The following is a 16305-nucleotide window of genomic DNA, read 5'->3' on the forward strand; positions in this document are numbered from 1 at the left end:
GCCCGGCGCCGGGCCGCCCACGGCCAGGAGTTCCGGTCGGGGCGGGCGGCGGACCGCACCGGGCAGATCCTCGGCGGACCGGCGACGGGGTCGGAGGTCGGTGTACGACGGGTGTTCATCCGCATTCGAGGAGTACGCCTGGCACAACGGGGGACACCGACATACCGACAATCTGCTCGAGCGCATCCACGGGGTTGCCTGGCCATGAAATCGGCAGGGAAATTCCAGAAATACAATTCGTGCAGCTACCCGGTCTTCTTCTGCCCCGTTTTCCGGTCCCTAAACGCAAAGATTTCGCGAACACTCCGGGATGCATTTCCCGGGGATTCCGTGAGAGTTACGTCATTGTGATGCACCCCACAGTCGCGGCCTCTTTGTCCCGTCATTACCGGGCAAACCGCCACATGACGCCTGCCCTACGCGCGAACGCGCGCCCGCGTGATAACACAATGACGCACGTCCCGTAAGGGCGTCGGACGATGCATTTTTGAATTCAGCTCGGTAAGTTCAATTCGCATGACTGCCGCACAAGCAGACCTGCGAACCGACCACTCGGAAATGCCGGATGCCGTGTCCATCGAGCGTCCCGCCGTCGCCGACGGCGCCGCTCTCTGGCAGCTCGCCAAGGAATCCGGAACGCTGGATGTGAACTCCTCGTACAGCTATCTGCTGTGGTGCCGTGACTTCGCCGCCACCTCCGCGGTCGCGCGCGCCGCCGACGGCCGGCCCGTCGGTTTCGTCACCGGGTACGTGCGGCCCGACCGCCCGAGCACCCTCCTGGTGTGGCAGGTCGCCGTCGACGCCGGCCACCGCGGCAAGGGTCTGGCCGCCCGGCTGCTGGACGCGCTGACCACCCGCGTCGCCGCCGAGCGCGGACTGACCGCCGTGGAGACCACGATCACCCCGGGGAACACCGCCTCCGAGCGGCTCTTCACCTCCTACGCCGCCCGCCACGACGCCCCGGTCGAGCGCGAGGTCCTGTTCGGGACCGAGCAGTTCCCGGACGGGCCGCACGACCCGGAGGTCCTGTTCCGCATCGGCCCGCTCGCCCTCTGACCTGCCGGGGCGCCGCACCTCGCCGCCCCGGTCCACCACCACGTCCTCTTCCGATTCGACCGACCTCCCCCTCCCCCCACCCGAGGAGCGATTCGTCGTGACCATCACCCAGCCCGACCTGAGCGTCTTCGAGACCCTGGAGTCCGAGGTGCGCAGCTACTGCCGCGGCTGGCCCACCGTCTTCGACCACGCGCGCGGCAGCCGTCTGTACGACGAGGACGGCCACGAGTACCTCGACTTCTTCGCGGGCGCCGGCTCGCTCAACTACGGCCACAACAACCCCGTGCTGAAACGGGCGTTGATCGACTACCTCGAGCGCGACGGCATCACCCACGGGCTCGACATGTCCACCGCCGCCAAACGCGGCTTCCTGCAGACCTTCCAGAACCTGGTCCTGCGCCCGCGCGACCTGCCCTACAAGGTGATGTTCCCGGGCCCGACCGGCACCAACGCCGTGGAGTCGGCGCTGAAGCTGGCGCGGAAGGTGAAGGGGCGCGAGGCCATCGTGTCGTTCACCAACGCCTTCCACGGGATGTCGCTCGGCTCCCTGGCCGTCACCGGCAACGCGTTCAAGCGGGCCGGCGCCGGCATCCCGCTCGTGCACGGCACACCCATGCCGTTCGACCACTATCTCGACGGCAAGGTCCCCGACTTCATCTGGTTCGAGCGGCTGCTGGAGGACCAGGGTTCCGGGCTCAACCACCCGGCCGCCGTCATCGTCGAGACCGTGCAGGGCGAGGGCGGCATCAACGTCGCCCGTCCCGAGTGGCTGCGCTCCCTCGCGGAGCTGTGCCGGCGCCGGGACATGCTGCTGATCGTCGACGACATCCAGATGGGCTGCGGACGCACCGGCGCCTTCTTCTCCTTCGAGGAGGCCGGGATCGTTCCCGACATCGTCACCGTCTCCAAGTCCATCAGCGGCTACGGCCTGCCGATGTCGCTGTGCCTGTTCCGGCCCGAGCTGGACGTGTGGGAGCCGGGCGAGCACAACGGCACCTTCCGCGGCAACAACCCCGCATTCGTCACCGCCACGGCCGCCCTGGAGGCGTACTGGACCGACGGGTCGGCGATGGAGAAGCAGACCCGTACCCGCGGCGAGCAGGTCGAGCAGTGGCTGATCTCGATCACCGAGGAGAACCTCGCCGACGTCAAGGAGTACCGCGGCCGCGGCCTGGTGTGGGGCATGGAGTTCCACGACAAGGACCGCGCCACGCGGATCGCCCGGCGCGCCTTCGACCTCGGGCTGCTGATCGAGACCTCCGGTCCCGAGAGCGAGGTCGTCAAGCTGCTGCCGGCCCTGACCACCACCCCCGAGGAACTGGACGAGGGCATGAGCATCCTCGCCCGCGCGGTCCGCGAGACCGCCTGAGCGGCCCAGGCCCCCGGCGACACCTCACCGACCCGATCACCTCACCAACCCCGCAAGGAGGCATGTACCACCGTGATCGTCCGTTCGTTCAAGGAGATCGAAGGCACCGACCGGCACATCAAGTCCGCGTCCGGTACCTGGGAGAGCAAGCGCATCGTCCTCGCCAAGGAGAAGGTCGGCTTCTCCGTGCACGAGACGATCCTCTACGCCGGCACCGAGACGGACATGTGGTACGCCAACCACATCGAGGCCGTCGTCTGCACCAAGGGCGACGCCGAGTTGACCGACCGCGAGACCGGGAAGACCTACCACATCACGCCCGGCACCATGTACCTCCTCAACGGCCACGAGCGGCACACGCTCAAGGTCAAGGAGGACTTCCACTGCATCTGTGTCTTCAACCCGCCCGTGACCGGACGGGAGGACCACGACGAGAACGGCGTCTACCCGCTGCTCACCGAGCCCGAGGAGGTGTGAGGACCATGACCACCGCCCCTGTGAAGGATCTCTACCCGACCCGTGGCGCCACCGAGGTGACCGTGCCCCGCCAGGACCCGGTCGTCTGGGGCTCCCCGGACGCGCCCGGCCCGATCGCGAGCGCCGACCTCCAGGCCTTCGAGCGCGACGGCTTCCTGGCCGTCGACCAGCTGATCGGCGAGGACGAGGTCGCGGTCTACCGGCAGGAGCTGGACCGGCTGGTGAACGACCCGGCGATCCGGGACGACGAGCGTTCGATCGTCGAGCCCAAGTCCAAGGAGATCCGCTCGGTCTTCGAGGTGCACCGGATCAGCGAGGTGTTCGCCCGTCTGGTGCGCGACGAGCGCGTGGTCGGCCGGGCCCGGCAGATCCTCGGCTCGGACGTGTACGTCCACCAGTCCCGGATCAACGTCAAGCCGGGCTTCGGGGCCAGCGGCTTCTACTGGCACTCGGACTTCGAGACCTGGCACGCCGAGGACGGCCTGCCGAACATGCGCACGGTGTCCGTCTCGGTCGCGCTGACCGAGAACTTCGACACCAACGGCGGCCTGATGATCATGCCGGGTTCGCACAGGACGTTCCTCGGCTGTGCGGGGGCCACGCCGAAGGACAACTACAAGAAGTCGCTGCAGATGCAGGACGCGGGCACGCCGTCCGACGATGCGCTGACCGCGCTCGCGGGCGAGCACGGCATCAAGCTGTTCACCGGCAAGGCCGGCTCGGCCACCTGGTTCGACTGCAACTGCATGCACGGTTCCGGCGACAACATCACGCCGTATCCGCGCAGCAACGTCTTCATCGTGTTCAACAGCGTGGAGAACGCGGCGGTGGAGCCGTTCGCGGCACCGGTGCGGCGGCCGGAGTTCATCGGGGCGAGGGATTTCACGCCGGTGAAGTGATGCCTGGCGCAGCACCGCTCTGACGCGGCGCCGCGCCGACGACCGGGCCGGGGCCTCTTCGTGTGGGACGGGAGGCCTCGGCCCGGTCGTGTTCCGCTCAGCCGGCCAGCACGTCCAGCAGCCGGTCGACGTCGGCGGCCGTGTTGTAGAGGTGGAACGCGGCGCGCAGGTTGCCCGCCCGGTCGGAGACCTCGATGCCTGCGGCACTCAACTCGCCCTGGCGGCGGCCGAGTCCGGGCACGGACACGATCGCGGAGCCCGGCGCCGGAACCGGCTCGTGCCCGAGGGAGTCGAGCCCCTTGCGGAACCGCTCGGCCAGCGCGACGTCGTGCGCGTGGACGGCGTCCGCGCCCAGCTCCTCGATCAGTTCGAGGGAGGTGCGCAGCCCGGCGTAGGTGAACAGTGCGGGGCTGACGTCGAACCGCCGGACGGCGTGGGCGAGTTCGGTGACCGGGCCGTAGCAGCTGTCCCAGGGCTGCTCACCGGCGGACCAGCCGGCGAGCAGCGGGGTGAGCCCGCCGAAGTCGTCGGCGGCGCCCGGGGCGACGAAGAACACGGCGCCGTGCGGGCCCATGAGCCACTTGAAGCCGACGGCGGCCAGGAAGTCGTAGCCGTCCGGGTCGACGGGCAGCCAGCCGGCCGACTGGGAGGCGTCGACGTAGACGCGGGCCCCGTGCGCCCGGGCGGCGGCGCGCACCGCGGGCAGGTCGGCGAGGCGTCCGTCGGCGGACTGGGCGGCGCTGACCGCGACGAGCGCGGTGCCGGGCCGGACGGACTCGGCGAGCCGCTCCAGCGGGACGACGCGCACCGTGAGGTCCGCGCGCACGTGGAAGGGGTTCACCAGCGAGGAGAAGTCGGCCTCGGCGGTGAGGACTTCGGCTCCGGCGGGCAGCGAGGCGGCGATCAGGGCGCCGTACTCGGCGACCGAGGCGCCGGTGGCCACCCGCTCCACCGGCACGCCGGCCAGCCGGGCGAAGGACGCGCGGACGGCTTCCACGTCCTCGTACAGGGAACCGAGCGGCCTGCCCTCGGCCCGTAGCCGCACCGCCCGGTGCAGGGCGGTCACGGTGCGGGCCGGGAGCAGGCCGTTGCTCGCGGTGTTCAGGTAGGTGTTCTCCGGGGAGAACTCGGCGCGGACGAGGCTCTCGAAGGTCTCCATGGGACCACTGTGCGGCCAGCCGAAGTCCCCGTCCATTGCGATTTTTTGCGCCGTATCGCCAAGAATTCCTTATGGGTCGGCGATGACCTGCGGCTTTGCCGCCGTCAGCCGTGCTGCGGCACCGCGCATCCGTCCGGCCCGCAGGCCTCGGCGCCGCCGTCGTCGAGCAGGGTCAGCGGAGAGCGCTCGCCCCACGCCTGGGTGAGCGCCTGTGTGAACACCTCGGCGGGCTGGGCGCCGGAGACGCCGTACTTCCGGTCGAGCACGAAGAACGGCACCCCGGTGGCCCCGAGCTGCGCGGCCTCGCGCTCGTCGGCGCGGACCTCGTCGGCATGGGCGGCCGGGTCGGCGAGCACCGCGCGGGCCGCGTCGGCGTCGAGTCCGGCGGCGACGGCGAGCTCGACCAGCCGCTCGTCGCCCTCGGTGAACACCGACCGCTCCTCGGCGAAGTTCGCCCGGTACAGCGCGTCCAGCAGCGCGGTCTGCCTGCCCTGTTCCTTGGCGAAGTGCAGCAGGCGGTGCATGTCGAAGGTGTTGCCGTGGTCGCGGCCCCTGGTGCGGTAGTCCAGTCCCTCGGCGGCGGCCTGCGCGCCGAGGTTGTCCTCGCCGGCCTGCGCCTGCGCCTCGCTCATCCCGTACTTCCGGGTGAGCATGGCGAGCACGGGCGTCACGTCGTCCTTGGCCCGCCGGGGGTCCAGCTCGAAGGAGCGGTGCACCACCTCGACCTGGTCCCGGTGCGGGAAGGCGGCCAGCGCCTTCTCGAAGCGGGCCTTGCCCACGTAGCACCAGGGACAGGCGATGTCGCTCCAGATCTCGACGCGCAAGGTCACGGCTCACTCACTCCAGGTCGTACCGCGGGCGGAGACGCCCTCCGCCTTCGGTGCGTGAACGTTCAAGCAGCCGGGTTCATTCCACCGGCACGCCGAAGCGCAGACACAGGTGGTGGTCACCGGGCGCGGGCGGGTTCTCCGGGTCGGGGACCCAGCCCTGGCGGGCGTAGAAGGCCTGGGCGCGGGCGTTGTCCGCATGGACCTCCAGGACGGCCGTGCGCACGCCGTCGGCCCGCCACTCCTCCACGCAGGCCCGGTGCAGGGCCCTACCGATGCCGGAGCGCCAGCGGCCGGGGTCGACGTGGAACTGAAGCAGCTTGACCGTGTCCGCCGAGGCTGCGCCGTCGGGGGTGCGGAAGGAGGCGATGCCGACGATCCGGCCCTGCTCGACGGCGCACAGCACATGTCCGTCGGGGCGCTCGATGGACCCGCGCCAGGCCTCGCGCCAGTCCACGTCGGCCCGCGGGACGCCGTCCGGGTAGTACGTCGAGCGGGCCCGGAAGTGCAGATCGGCGATGGCCTCGGCTTCGACGGGCAGGGCGGTGCGGATCACCGGAGCGTCGTTCACGCGTTCACTGATCATGCACGGGAGGACGTGCTCGCGGCCGCCGCCGGTTTCACACCGGACCGGCTCCCCTCCCGCCCGGACCGGACCAGCTCCCGTCCCGCCCGGACCGGGGTCTTTCGTTCGGATCAGGCCGGATCAGGGAGCGGGGTCTGGTGCGAACATCTGCAAGGCGGAGGAGGGAGTCGCCGCGGAGCGTCGGCGACCGACGACAACGCCGCTGGGGGCACCGCCCACGGCCCTTGAGGCAGTGGGGGAGTGCGTGCCAGACCCCGCGAGCCCGGCGTGATCCAAACGAGAGGCCCTAGCTCCCGTCCCGCAGATCGTCCGGCCAGCTCGGCCTGAATTCGAGGTGGTCGTACGTCACCACGCAGCCCTCGCCCAGCGGCGACTGGGTCATGAAGCCGACCAGGGCCGCGCCCGTCTCCTTCTCCTCGCCCAGGGTGAACAGGCGCACGAAGGTCCAGCGCTCGCCGTCGCGGGAGGCGTGGAAGGCGAAGGCCCGGCCGGTTCGGCTCACCCGCAGCCAGACCGAACTGCCGTCGACCGTGAAGGAGTTGGCGTCGTCGGAGTGTCCCCGGGTGACCACCGTGCAGATGGTGGGCACGTTCGGGGAGTACTCCAGGCAGAGCTTGGCCCAGGCCCGCTCGCCGACGTGGACGTAGAGGACGCCCGCGTCGAAGGACGCGTTGAACCCGACCGTGACCCGGGCGATCAGCTGGAAGTCGCCCTCGGGCGCCCCGAGGAGACGGGGCGCGTCGGAGGCGGGATCAAGGGCCTCGCCCGTGGGAGGGACGAAACGGTCCTGCCGGGGGCCCGCCCAGCCGCTGAGGACTCCGTCCTCGTAGGACCAGTGGCCGTCCGGGCCGTAGGTGCGCAGGGCGAAGGGAAGTTCGGGGAGTTCGACGTCCATGCGCAGAGTTTCCCAGCTCTCCTCGGACCGTCCGGTCCCGGGTCAGCGTTCGAGGCGGCCGTCGAAGCGGCGGGGCAGGCCCAGCGGGTTGTCGTCGCGCAGCTCCGGCGGCAGCAGCGCCTCGGGGGCGTTCTGGTACGCCACCGGCCGCAGCCATCGCTCGATCGCCGTGCCGCCCACCGAGGTGGAGGTGGAGGTGGTCGCGGGATAGGGGCCGCCGTGGTGCTGGGCGGGGGCCACGGCCACACCGGTCGGCCAGCCGTTGACGAGGACGCGTCCGGCGAGCGGGGTCAGCTCGGCGAGGAGTTCGGCGCCGCGTCCTTCGCCGGCCGCCTCCTCGGTGGACAGGTGCACGGTCGCGGTGAGGTTGCCGGGGAGGCGGGACAGGACGGCGGCGGCCTCGCCGTCGCCGGTGTAGCGGGCCACCACGGTGACCGGTCCGAAGCACTCCTCCAGGAGCACGTCGTGGGAGCCCTCGCCGGTCAGCCGCTCGGCCGGGACGGTGAGGACGCCGGCGCTCACCGTGTGCTCGCCGCCCGCGCCGGGGGTGACCGGGGACTCCACGTCGGCCAGTTCGCCGCGCTCGGCGACGCCGGCGAGGAAGTTGTCGCGCATCCGGTGGTCGAGCAGGACTCCGGCGTCGGTGTCGCTGACCGCGTCCGTCAGGGACTTCACCAGGCGGTCACCGGCCGCGCCCGCCGGGACGAGCACCAGGCCGGGCTTGACGCAGAACTGTCCGACGCCGAGCGTCATCGACCCGGCGAGCCCGGCGCCGATGGCCTCCGCCCGTTCGGCGGCGGCGGCCTCGGTGACGAGGACGGGGTTCAGGGAACCCAGCTCACCGTGGAAGGGGATCGGTACCGGCCGCGCCGCCGCCGCGTCGAACAGGGCCCTGCCGCCCCGTACGGACCCGGTGAACCCCGCGGCGGCGACCAGCGGGTGCCTGATCAGCTCGATACCCGCCTCGAAGCCGTGCACCAGGCCGAGCACACCCCCGGGGATGCCGTGCTCGGCGGCCGCGGACCTCAGCACCCTGGCGACCAGCTCGGACAGCGCCGGGTGGTCGGGGTGGGCCTTGACGACCACCGGGCACCCGGCGCCCAGCGCGCTCGCGGTGTCACCGCCGGCGACCGAGAAGGCGAAGGGGAAGTTGGAGGCGGAGTAGACGGCGACGACGCCGAGGGGCACCTTGTAGCGGCGCAGGTCCGGGACGGGCGGGGTGGCGTTGTCGTCGGGATGGTTGATGATCACGTCGAGGAACGCGCCCTCGTCGATGATGCCCGCGAAGGCCCGCAGCTGGTAGCAGGTCCGGGCGAGTTCGCCGGTGAGCCGGACCGGGCCGAGCGCGGACTCGGCGTCGGCGACCTCGACGAGCTGGTCCCGGGCCGCCTCGAGTCGGTCGGCGGCGGTGCGCAGGAAGGCGGCCCGGACGGCACGGTCGGCGAGCGCTGCGCGCGCGTCCTGCGCGGCGCGGACGGCGGCGTCGACCTCCTCGGCTGTGGCCTCCACCGCAACCTGTTCCCGCTGCTTCCCGGTACGGGGATCGACACTCCAGACTGGTGCTGCTGCCACCGCGGGTCCCTCCACAAGTCTTGCCGCAGTACGTGGGTCACCATCGCGAGTGTTCGATATACTGAACGCTGTCTCTGATGGTGAATATGACCATGGAGACTATTTCCCGTCGAACGAAGGGGTCAAGGGCGATGTCGGCAGGCGAGACAGGCGGCGGGGCGCAGGTCAAGTCCGCGGTGCGGACCGTGGAATTGCTGGAGTACTTCGCCGGCCGGCCCGGTATGCACTCGCTGGCCGCGGTCCAGGAGGCCGTCGGCTATCCCAAGTCCAGCCTGTACATGCTGCTGCGCACACTCGTCGAGCTGGGCTGGGTCGAGACCGACGCGACCGGCACCCGGTACGGCATCGGGGTGCGCGCGCTGCTGGTGGGCACCTCCTACATCGACGGCGACGAGGTGGTCGCCGCGGCCCGTCCGACCCTGGACCGGCTCTCCGACGACACCACCGAGACCATCCACCTCGCCCGTCTGGACGGCACCAACGTCGTCTACCTCGCCACCCGTCAGTCGCAGCACTACCTGCGCCCGTTCACCCGCGTCGGCCGCCGGCTGCCCGCCCACTCCACCTCGCTGGGCAAGGCACTGCTGAGCACCTACAGCGACGAGCAGGTCCGCAAGATGCTCCCCGAGACGCTGCCCGCGCTGACGGAGCACACCATCACCGACCGCGAGAAGCTCATCGAGGAACTGCACCAGATCCGCGAGCAGGGCTACGCCGTGGACCGCGAGGAGAACACGCTGGGCCTGCGCTGCTTCGGCGTGGCGATCCCGTACCGCACCCCGGCCCGGGACGCGATCAGCTGCTCGATCCCCGTGGCGCGCCTGACGCCCGCGCACGAGCAGATGGTGAAGGATGCCCTCTTCGACGCCCGTGACCGTCTGACGCTCGCCACCCGGAGGCTGTGAGACATGGAGGTCGTGCTCCGCGAGGTCCACGACAGCGATCTGCCGGTGTTCTTCCGGCAGATGAACGATCCGGAGGCCCTGCGCATGGCCGCCTTCACCCCGAAGGACCCGGCCGACCGCGACGCCTTCGACGCCCACTGGGCGCGGCTGCGCACCTCCTCGGACGTGCTGCGCACGATCCTGGTGGACGGTGACGTGGTCGGCAGCACCGCGGTGTACGGCGAGCCGGGCGAACGGGAGGTCACCTACTGGGTGGACCGCGCCTACTGGGGCCAGGGGATCGCCACGGCCGCGCTGCGCGCCCTGCTGGCCGAGGTCCGCGAACGCCCGCTGTACGCGCGGGCGGCGGCGGACAACACGGGCTCGCTGCGGGTGCTCCACAAGTGCGGCTTCCGGCAGGCTGCGCTGGCCCGGGGGTACGCCCAGGCGCGGGGCGAGGAGATCGACGAGGTGGTGCTGACGCTGCGGGACTGAGGTACCGCGGACGCCGCGGGACCGACGGCCGGGTGGAGCGGCCTCTCCCCCGCGCGGCGGAGGACGATCGTCGCCGTGCAGGAGGCCGGCGGCGCACCGCGCGCGGGAGCGTCGGGGTATGACCGAGACACTCGCCCATGCGCCCACCGCTGCCACCGCCGCCACCGGTCCCGACCGGCCGCGCCGCGTGCTGCGGGCCGTCGCGATCGTGGCCTGTGCGCCGTACCTGTCCCTCAAGGCCGCCTGGATCGCGGGGAGTCGCATCGGGATCCCGCCGGGCAGCTCGCTGCTGGAGCACCGGACGACCATGGCCGTCGCCAACGGGGTCAGCGTGCTCATGGACGCAGCCGTGATCGTGCTGGCGCTGCTGCTGACCCGGCCGTGGGGGCTGCGGGTGCCGGCCTGGGCGCTCGCCTTCCCGGTGTGGGTCGCCACCGGTCTGCTCGCGCCGATCACGACCGGCTTCCCGCTGCAGCTGCTGGTGCGGGTTCTGGGCGGGACGGTCCACAAACCGTCCGGTACCGGAAGCAGGCCGTTCCTGCACGAGTGGGTGTCCGGGGTCGTCTACACCGGGTTCATCGTCCAGGGGCTGGCCCTCGGCGCGCTGTTCCTGCTCCACGCCCGGGACCGCTGGGGGCATGTGTGGCGGGGACGGGTGGGAGAGCTGCCGGACGGGGTGGTCGGTCCGGCGCGGCGCGCGTGCGCCGTGGCGGCCTGCGTGCTCGCCCTGTTGCCCCTGGCGATGCACCTGGTGTGGGCGTGCGGCGGCACAGCCGGACTCAGCCCGGGCCGCGCCGCCGTCCGGACCGGCGACTTCTACGTCCTGGAAGCGACCGACGTCTGCTTCGTCCTCGCCGCCGCCACCGGGGCCTGTCTGCTCGCCTTCCGGCGCGGCCGTGGACTGCCGGTGGCCGTACCGCTCGCGGCGGCCTGGGTGGGCTCCGGCGTCCTGGTCTGCTGGGGCGGATGGCTGTCGCTGAGCTCGCTGACCGCCGTGCAGGACCTCGCCGACCGGCCCACACCGTCGATGAACCTCGTCTACGCTGGCCAGATGATCACCGGCTTCCTGGTGGCCGCGCTCGGCGCCCACTTCTTCGCCGAGCGCTCGGCCGCGGACGGGCAGGCGCGGGACCGGCAGGTGGCGTGAGGGCGTTCCTGCGGCCCCTGCTGGGCCGTGTGGCGCGCCGGCGCTGGATCCATCTGATCCTCGGCGGCGCGCTCGTCATGCCGTACGTCCTGGTGGGCGCGGTGGTCGTCGGTCCGGTCAGCGGTTCGTCGGACGTCTTCACCTCGTTGCCGCTGCAACTGGCCTCCTTCGCCGTCGGGTTGCCGTTGGCCGCGCTCACCTCGCCGTTCCCGCTGACCCGGCCGATGTCGGTGGCGGCGGCGCGTGCGCTGTGCGGGGTGGAGGGCGACCGCCTGGCCGACGCGCCCGCCCGGACCCGGGCCGCGAAGGGGCGTACGGCGGCCTGGTTCACGCTGCACCTCGGGCTCGGCGGGATCGTCTCGGGCATGTCACTGGCCGTGCCGCCGTTCGCGGCGGTGCTGATCGTGCTGCCCGTCTTCGCGGGCCTGCGCGACACCCGGCTCGGCCTGCCCGAAGTCCTGGGCCATCCCTGGGCGTCGGCACTCGCTCCGGTCGCCGGCGCGGCGATCCTGCTCGCGCTCGCCGGCTGCGCCGCCGGCTGCGGCGCCCTCCTGGCCCACTGGGCACCTGCCCTGCTCGGGCCCGGCCCGGAGGACCGGCTGGCCGCCGCCGAGGCGCGGGCCGCCGATCTCGCCCTGCGCAACCGGATCGCCCGCGAACTGCACGACTCCGTGGGCCACGCCCTCAGCGCCGTCACCCTCCAGGCGAGCGCGGCCCGCCGGCTCCTCGACACCGACCCGGAGTTCGTGCGCGAGGCGCTCGCCGCGATCGAGGACACCACACGGCGCACGGTCGGTGAGCTCGACGCCGTCCTGGGTGTGCTGCGGGACGGCGACGCCCCCGGTGCGGCCCCGGCGCCCACGCTCGCCGCCGACCTCGACGGCCTGCTGCGCCGCACCCGCGCGGGCGGACTGCGCGTCACCGCCGAGGTGGGGACCGACCCCGGGGCACTGCCGCCGGTCGTCTCCCGCGAGGCCTACCGCATCGTCCAGGAAGGGCTGAGCAACGCGCTCAGGCACGCCGGCGGGGACGTCCGGGTCGCGGTTCGCATCAGCGCCGTCGACGGGTATGTGGAGATCACCGTCGAGAACCCCCTGGGAGAGGTGCCCGCCGGGGGCACTCCCCGGTCCGGTGGCGGGCACGGCCTGCGGGGCGTGGCGGACCGCGCCCGGCTGCTGGGCGGTGCCGCGCACGCGGGACCGGTGGACGGGGCGTGGCGCCTGTCCGTACGACTGCCGTTGAAGGGACCCGTATGACCACCGCCCCGCCCCTGCGGATCGTGCTCGCCGACGACGAGCGCATGGTCCGCACCGCCCTGCGCGCCATCCTGGCCGCCGAGCCGGATCTGACGGTCGTCGGGGAGGCGGCGACCGGCGCCGAGGCGGTGTCCGTGGTACGGGAGGCACGGCCCGACGTGGTCCTCATGGACGTCCGCATGCCCGAGGTCGACGGCATCCGGGCCACCGAGCGGATCCTGGCCGTGTCCACGGAGCAGCCGCCCCGGATCATCGTCGTGACCACCTTCGAGAACGACTCCTACGTCTACGACGCGCTGCGCGCCGGAGCCGCCGGCTTCCTGCTCAAGCGGGCGGACGCCGACACCCTGGTGCAGGCGGTGCGGCTGGTCGCGCGCAGCGACACCCTGCTGTTCCCCTCGGCCGTGCGGGCGCTGGCCGAGGAGCACGCGCGGGCGGGAGCCGCCCCGCCGGCCTGGGTGGCGCGGCTCACCGGCCGGGAGGGCGAGGTGCTGCGGCTGATGGCGGCCGGGCTGACCAACGCGGAGATCGCCCGGCGCCTGGCGGTCGGCCCCGCCACGGTCAAGACGCACGTGGCGGCGGTGCTGGCGAAGACCGGCGCCCGGGACCGCACCCAGGCGGTGATCGCCGCCTACGAGGCGGGTGTGATGAACATCCGATGAGAAACCGGGGCGGACGGGAACGTTCCGCCCCTTCCCGCTCGTCCTCCACCGGGATGAACGGGATGAACAAGACGATCAGGCGGGCGTCCGTCTTCACTCTGCTGCTCGTGGTCGCGCTGTTGGCCAGGGCGACATGGGTGCAGTTCTACGACGGCAAGGCGCTCGCGGACGACAAGGACAACCGACGCAGGGCGATCGAGACGTACGCCCAGCCGCTGGGCAACATCGTGGTGGCCGGCAGCGCGATCACCGGCTCGGCCGAGACCAGCGGCGACCTCAAGTACAAGCGGACGTACGACGACGGCAAGCTGTACGCGGCGGTCACCGGCTACAGCTCCCAGGTCTTCGGCGCGACCCAGCTGGAGGGCATCTACCAGGACCTCCTGGACGGCACCGACAGCCGGCTGAAGAACCCGCTCGACGCGCTCACCGGCAAGCGGGCCAGGCCCGGCGACGTGATCACGACGATCGACCCGGACGTGCAGAAGGCCGCGTACGAGGCGCTCGGCGGCAAGAAGGGCGCCGCCGTCGCGATCGACCCGGCCACCGGGAGACTCCTCGCGGTGGTCTCCACGCCGTCGTACGACCCCACCGCGCTCAGCGGCGGCGACAGCAGCGCGTGGAAGAAACTCACCCAGGACCCCGACAAACCGATGACGAACCGCGCCCTGCGCCAGCCGCTGCCGCCGGGCTCGACGTTCAAGCTGGTCGTGGCGGCGGCCGCGCTGGAGGACGGGCTGTACTCGTCGGTCGACGCGAGGACGGACAGCCCGGACCCGTACACGCTGCCGGGCACCACGCGGGACCTGTCCAACGAGAACCCGAACGCCCCCTGCGAGAACGCCACCATCCGCACCGCTCTGCAGTACTCCTGCAACAACGTCTTCGCGAAGATGGCCGTCGACCTCGGCCAGGACAAGGTGCGGGCGATGGCGGAGAAGTTCGGCTTCGACGACCGGTCGCAGGACGTGCCCGTGCGCGCCTACCCCAGCGTGTACCCCTCGGGCATGGACAAGGCGCAGACCGCGCTGAGCGGCATCGGCCAGTTCGACGTCACCGCCACTCCGCTGCAGATGGCGATGGTGTCGTCGGCCATAGCCAACGGCGGCAAGCTCGTCTCCCCGCACATGGTGTCGCGGACCACGGACGGCGACGGCAACGTGCTGCAGAACTACGACGACTCCACGCACAGCGAGCGGATCGTCAGCTCCGGCACCGCCGCACAGCTGCAGTCGGCGATGCGCACCGTGGTCGAGCAGGGCACCGGCACCAACGCACGGATCCCCGGTGTGACGGTGGGCGGCAAGACGGGCACGGCTCAGCACGGCGAGAACAACAGCCAGGTGCCGTACGCCTGGTTCACGTCCTACGGCACCTCCGACGCGACGGGCAAGCAGGTCGCTGTCGCGGTGGTCGTCGAGCAGTCGGACGCGGCCCGCTCGGAGGTCAGCGGCAACGGCCTGGCGGCACCGGTGGCCAAGGCGGTGATGCGGGCGGCGCTCGACGGCAAGGGCTAGGCCCGCCGACGCGACCGAACCGTCCCCGCTGGGCCTGCGGAATCGTGCCCCGCTCGGCCCGTGGGCCGAGCGGGGCACGATTCCGTGCAGACGTCCGGGGGGCTGCCGAGAGGCCCTAGCTGACGAAGTACGTCGGGTTGGGCAGCTTGTAGGTCCGGTCGGCGTAGCCGCCGTCGAGGTCGGAGTACTGGTCGCCGAAGTTGGCGACGATGTCGTACCCGAGGTCTTCGATGTGCTTGCGGGTGCCGGACTTGTACTGGACGGTGGTGCACTTCCAGGCGCCCGGGGCGGCGCAGCCGCTCAGGTAGGCCGGCGGGTTGGCCGCGTCCTTGAGGAACATGTGGTCCGCGTCGAGGTTGACGTCGGCGCCGACCTTCTTCAGGTTCTCCACGGCGGCGGAGCGCTGGGCCTCGGTCAGGCCCGAGTTGTAGAAGACCGTGACGCCCTTGCTCGCGGCGTACCGCACGAGCTCGGGGCTGCCGAAGACCTCCGGCCGGTCGGCCTGGTTGACGTAGGCCGCCCAGGTGGCGCTGTTGTAGCCGTAGTTGTTCTTCTTCTCGTAGTCCAGGCTGAGCAGCAGCGTGTCGTCGATGTCGAAGACGACGGCCGGCTTGCGGTCGTGGCCCTTGTGCTGGGCCTCGCGGGCCGCCTTGTCGATGTAGCGCTTGGCGTCGGCGTCGATGCGCGCCAGGTCCTTGGCGTACGGGCTGTCCGGGGACGCCTGGTAGACGCCGTTCGCGTCCGCCGTCGTGCCGTAGTAGGTGTCGATGTCCTTGGTCAGCAGCCCGATGTTGTAGGGCTCGTGGGTGGAGTCGGCGGTGGACTGCCCGGCGGTGGCAGCACCGGCACCGTAGAGGGCACCTCCGGCAACGGCACAGGCGGCGGCGACGGCGGCAACTCTGAGGGACTTCCGCATGGAATCTCCGGATCTGGTCGATGGGCGTGACCGGTGAGATTGCGCCAAACACATGACGCGTCACCAGGTCACGCACTGTCTACGCGCATTGCGCACCAGCCGCGAGGGGCGTTACCCGATCGATACGCAATTCCTTCACACGGTGCATTGCCCGCACATGATGCGAGATGACCTCCCCTTGACCCGCCTCGCCTAGGGTCGTGAGCCGCGATCGCTAACCGGGGGGAAGGACGGCCACATGGGCGACGGGAGGGACCCGAGCAAGGTCCTGGACATCAAGACCGCCGACATCAAACGGGCGGCGCCGCACTTCCACAAGGGCGCCGAGGACCTGAGCAAGGCACTGACCGCCCTCGTCAAGTCCCGTGACCGGCTGGGCGAACCGTGGGGTCACGACGAGCAGGGCAAAGGCGTGCGGCCGGGGAGCCGTGGCGGCCGAAGGGCCGGGGGTGTGCGGGCGCGGCCCGCGCGGGGAGTGCGGTCAGGCCGAGCGCGGCGGTCGCCGCGGCTCCGGCGAGCAGTAACTCCCTTCTCGAGGGCATGGGGGTGCTCGTTCGCCGGGTGGGTCGGTACGTGGCGGTGGGAGGG

General features: G+C 71.7%; 16 protein-coding genes and 1 pseudogene. 11 read left to right on the forward strand and 6 right to left on the reverse strand.

The genetic code is table 11. The features are described from left to right. The first annotated feature begins 516 nt into the window (after positions 1–516). From ectA to thpD, 4 genes are all read left to right on the forward strand, one after another. Positions 517–1056 (forward strand): diaminobutyrate acetyltransferase, encoded by a 540-nt coding sequence (gene ectA, locus BZY54_RS08960; RefSeq protein ID WP_167413964.1) that lies wholly within the window; start codon positions 517–519, stop codon positions 1054–1056. 97 nt (positions 1057–1153) lie between these two features. Next, entirely contained in the window at positions 1154–2425 is a 1272-nt protein-coding gene (gene ectB, locus BZY54_RS08965; protein ID WP_086724283.1) for a diaminobutyrate--2-oxoglutarate transaminase, read from the forward strand. 72 nt (positions 2426–2497) lie between these two features. Further along, a complete protein-coding gene (locus tag BZY54_RS08970) occupies positions 2498–2902 on the forward strand; it encodes an ectoine synthase (RefSeq protein WP_086724285.1) in 405 nt (134 codons plus the stop codon). A gap of 5 nt (positions 2903–2907) precedes the next feature. Continuing rightward, positions 2908–3801, forward strand: a complete 894-nt coding sequence (thpD, locus tag BZY54_RS08975) for an ectoine hydroxylase (RefSeq protein ID WP_086724286.1) — start codon at positions 2908–2910, stop codon at positions 3799–3801. 97 nt (positions 3802–3898) lie between these two features. On the opposite strand, the gene BZY54_RS08980 is transcribed toward thpD, so the two are convergent. The 5 genes from BZY54_RS08980 to BZY54_RS09005 form a co-directional block, all read right to left on the reverse strand. Next, positions 3899–4960 (reverse strand): aminotransferase class V-fold PLP-dependent enzyme, encoded by a 1062-nt coding sequence (locus tag BZY54_RS08980; RefSeq protein WP_086724305.1) that lies wholly within the window; start codon positions 4958–4960, stop codon positions 3899–3901. Between the two features lie 104 nt (positions 4961–5064). Next, positions 5065–5784 carry a DsbA family oxidoreductase gene (locus BZY54_RS08985; protein WP_086724307.1) on the reverse strand — a complete coding sequence of 240 codons (720 nt, stop codon included), beginning with the start codon at positions 5782–5784 and terminating at the stop codon, positions 5065–5067. A gap of 82 nt (positions 5785–5866) precedes the next feature. After that, complete coding sequence (locus BZY54_RS08990; protein ID WP_208640598.1) at positions 5867–6373, reverse strand: GNAT family N-acetyltransferase; 507 nt, start codon at positions 6371–6373, stop codon at positions 5867–5869. A gap of 286 nt (positions 6374–6659) precedes the next feature. Next, positions 6660–7268 carry a DUF1349 domain-containing protein gene (locus tag BZY54_RS09000; protein ID WP_086724288.1) on the reverse strand — a complete coding sequence of 203 codons (609 nt, stop codon included), beginning with the start codon at positions 7266–7268 and terminating at the stop codon, positions 6660–6662. Positions 7269–7310: 42 nt separating this feature from the next. Continuing rightward, the gene (locus BZY54_RS09005) at positions 7311–8840 is read right to left on the reverse strand and encodes an aldehyde dehydrogenase (NADP(+)) (protein WP_086724290.1); all 1530 of its coding nucleotides are present in this window, start codon (positions 8838–8840) and stop codon (positions 7311–7313) included. Between the two features lie 131 nt (positions 8841–8971). On the opposite strand from BZY54_RS09005, the gene BZY54_RS09010 reads away from it, so the two are divergent. The 6 genes from BZY54_RS09010 (at position 8972) to BZY54_RS09035 (ending at position 14801) form a co-directional block, all read left to right on the forward strand. Further along, a complete protein-coding gene (locus BZY54_RS09010; RefSeq protein WP_086724292.1) occupies positions 8972–9745 on the forward strand; it encodes an IclR family transcriptional regulator in 774 nt (257 codons plus the stop codon). 3 nt (positions 9746–9748) lie between these two features. Next, complete coding sequence (locus tag BZY54_RS09015; RefSeq protein ID WP_086724294.1) at positions 9749–10219, forward strand: GNAT family N-acetyltransferase; 471 nt, start codon at positions 9749–9751, stop codon at positions 10217–10219. A gap of 118 nt (positions 10220–10337) precedes the next feature. Next, complete coding sequence (locus BZY54_RS09020; RefSeq protein WP_086724296.1) at positions 10338–11366, forward strand: hypothetical protein; 1029 nt, start codon at positions 10338–10340, stop codon at positions 11364–11366. Further along, entirely contained in the window at positions 11363–12622 is a 1260-nt protein-coding gene (locus BZY54_RS09025) for a sensor histidine kinase (protein WP_086724298.1), read from the forward strand. Before BZY54_RS09020 ends, BZY54_RS09025 begins: the two co-directional genes overlap by 4 nt. Further along, complete coding sequence (locus tag BZY54_RS09030; protein ID WP_086724299.1) at positions 12619–13284, forward strand: response regulator transcription factor; 666 nt, start codon at positions 12619–12621, stop codon at positions 13282–13284. Before BZY54_RS09025 ends, BZY54_RS09030 begins: the two co-directional genes overlap by 4 nt. Positions 13285–13346: 62 nt before the next feature. Continuing rightward, positions 13347–14801, forward strand: coding sequence for a peptidoglycan D,D-transpeptidase FtsI family protein (locus BZY54_RS09035; protein ID WP_086724311.1), 1455 nt, complete (start codon positions 13347–13349; stop codon positions 14799–14801). Between the two features lie 115 nt (positions 14802–14916). Here BZY54_RS09035 and BZY54_RS09040 read toward each other — a convergent pair whose 3' ends face one another. Beyond that, the gene (locus BZY54_RS09040; protein WP_086724301.1) at positions 14917–15717 is read right to left on the reverse strand and encodes an HAD family acid phosphatase; all 801 of its coding nucleotides are present in this window, start codon (positions 15715–15717) and stop codon (positions 14917–14919) included. Between the two features lie 238 nt (positions 15718–15955). On the opposite strand from BZY54_RS09040, the pseudogene BZY54_RS54720 reads away from it, so the two are divergent. After that, positions 15956–16305 (forward strand): annotated as a pseudogene (locus BZY54_RS54720) (hypothetical protein); the annotation flags it as partial.

This window comes from Streptomyces carpinensis (assembly GCF_002154505.1).
Classification (GTDB): Bacteria; Actinomycetota; Actinomycetes; order Streptomycetales; family Streptomycetaceae; genus Streptomyces; species Streptomyces carpinensis.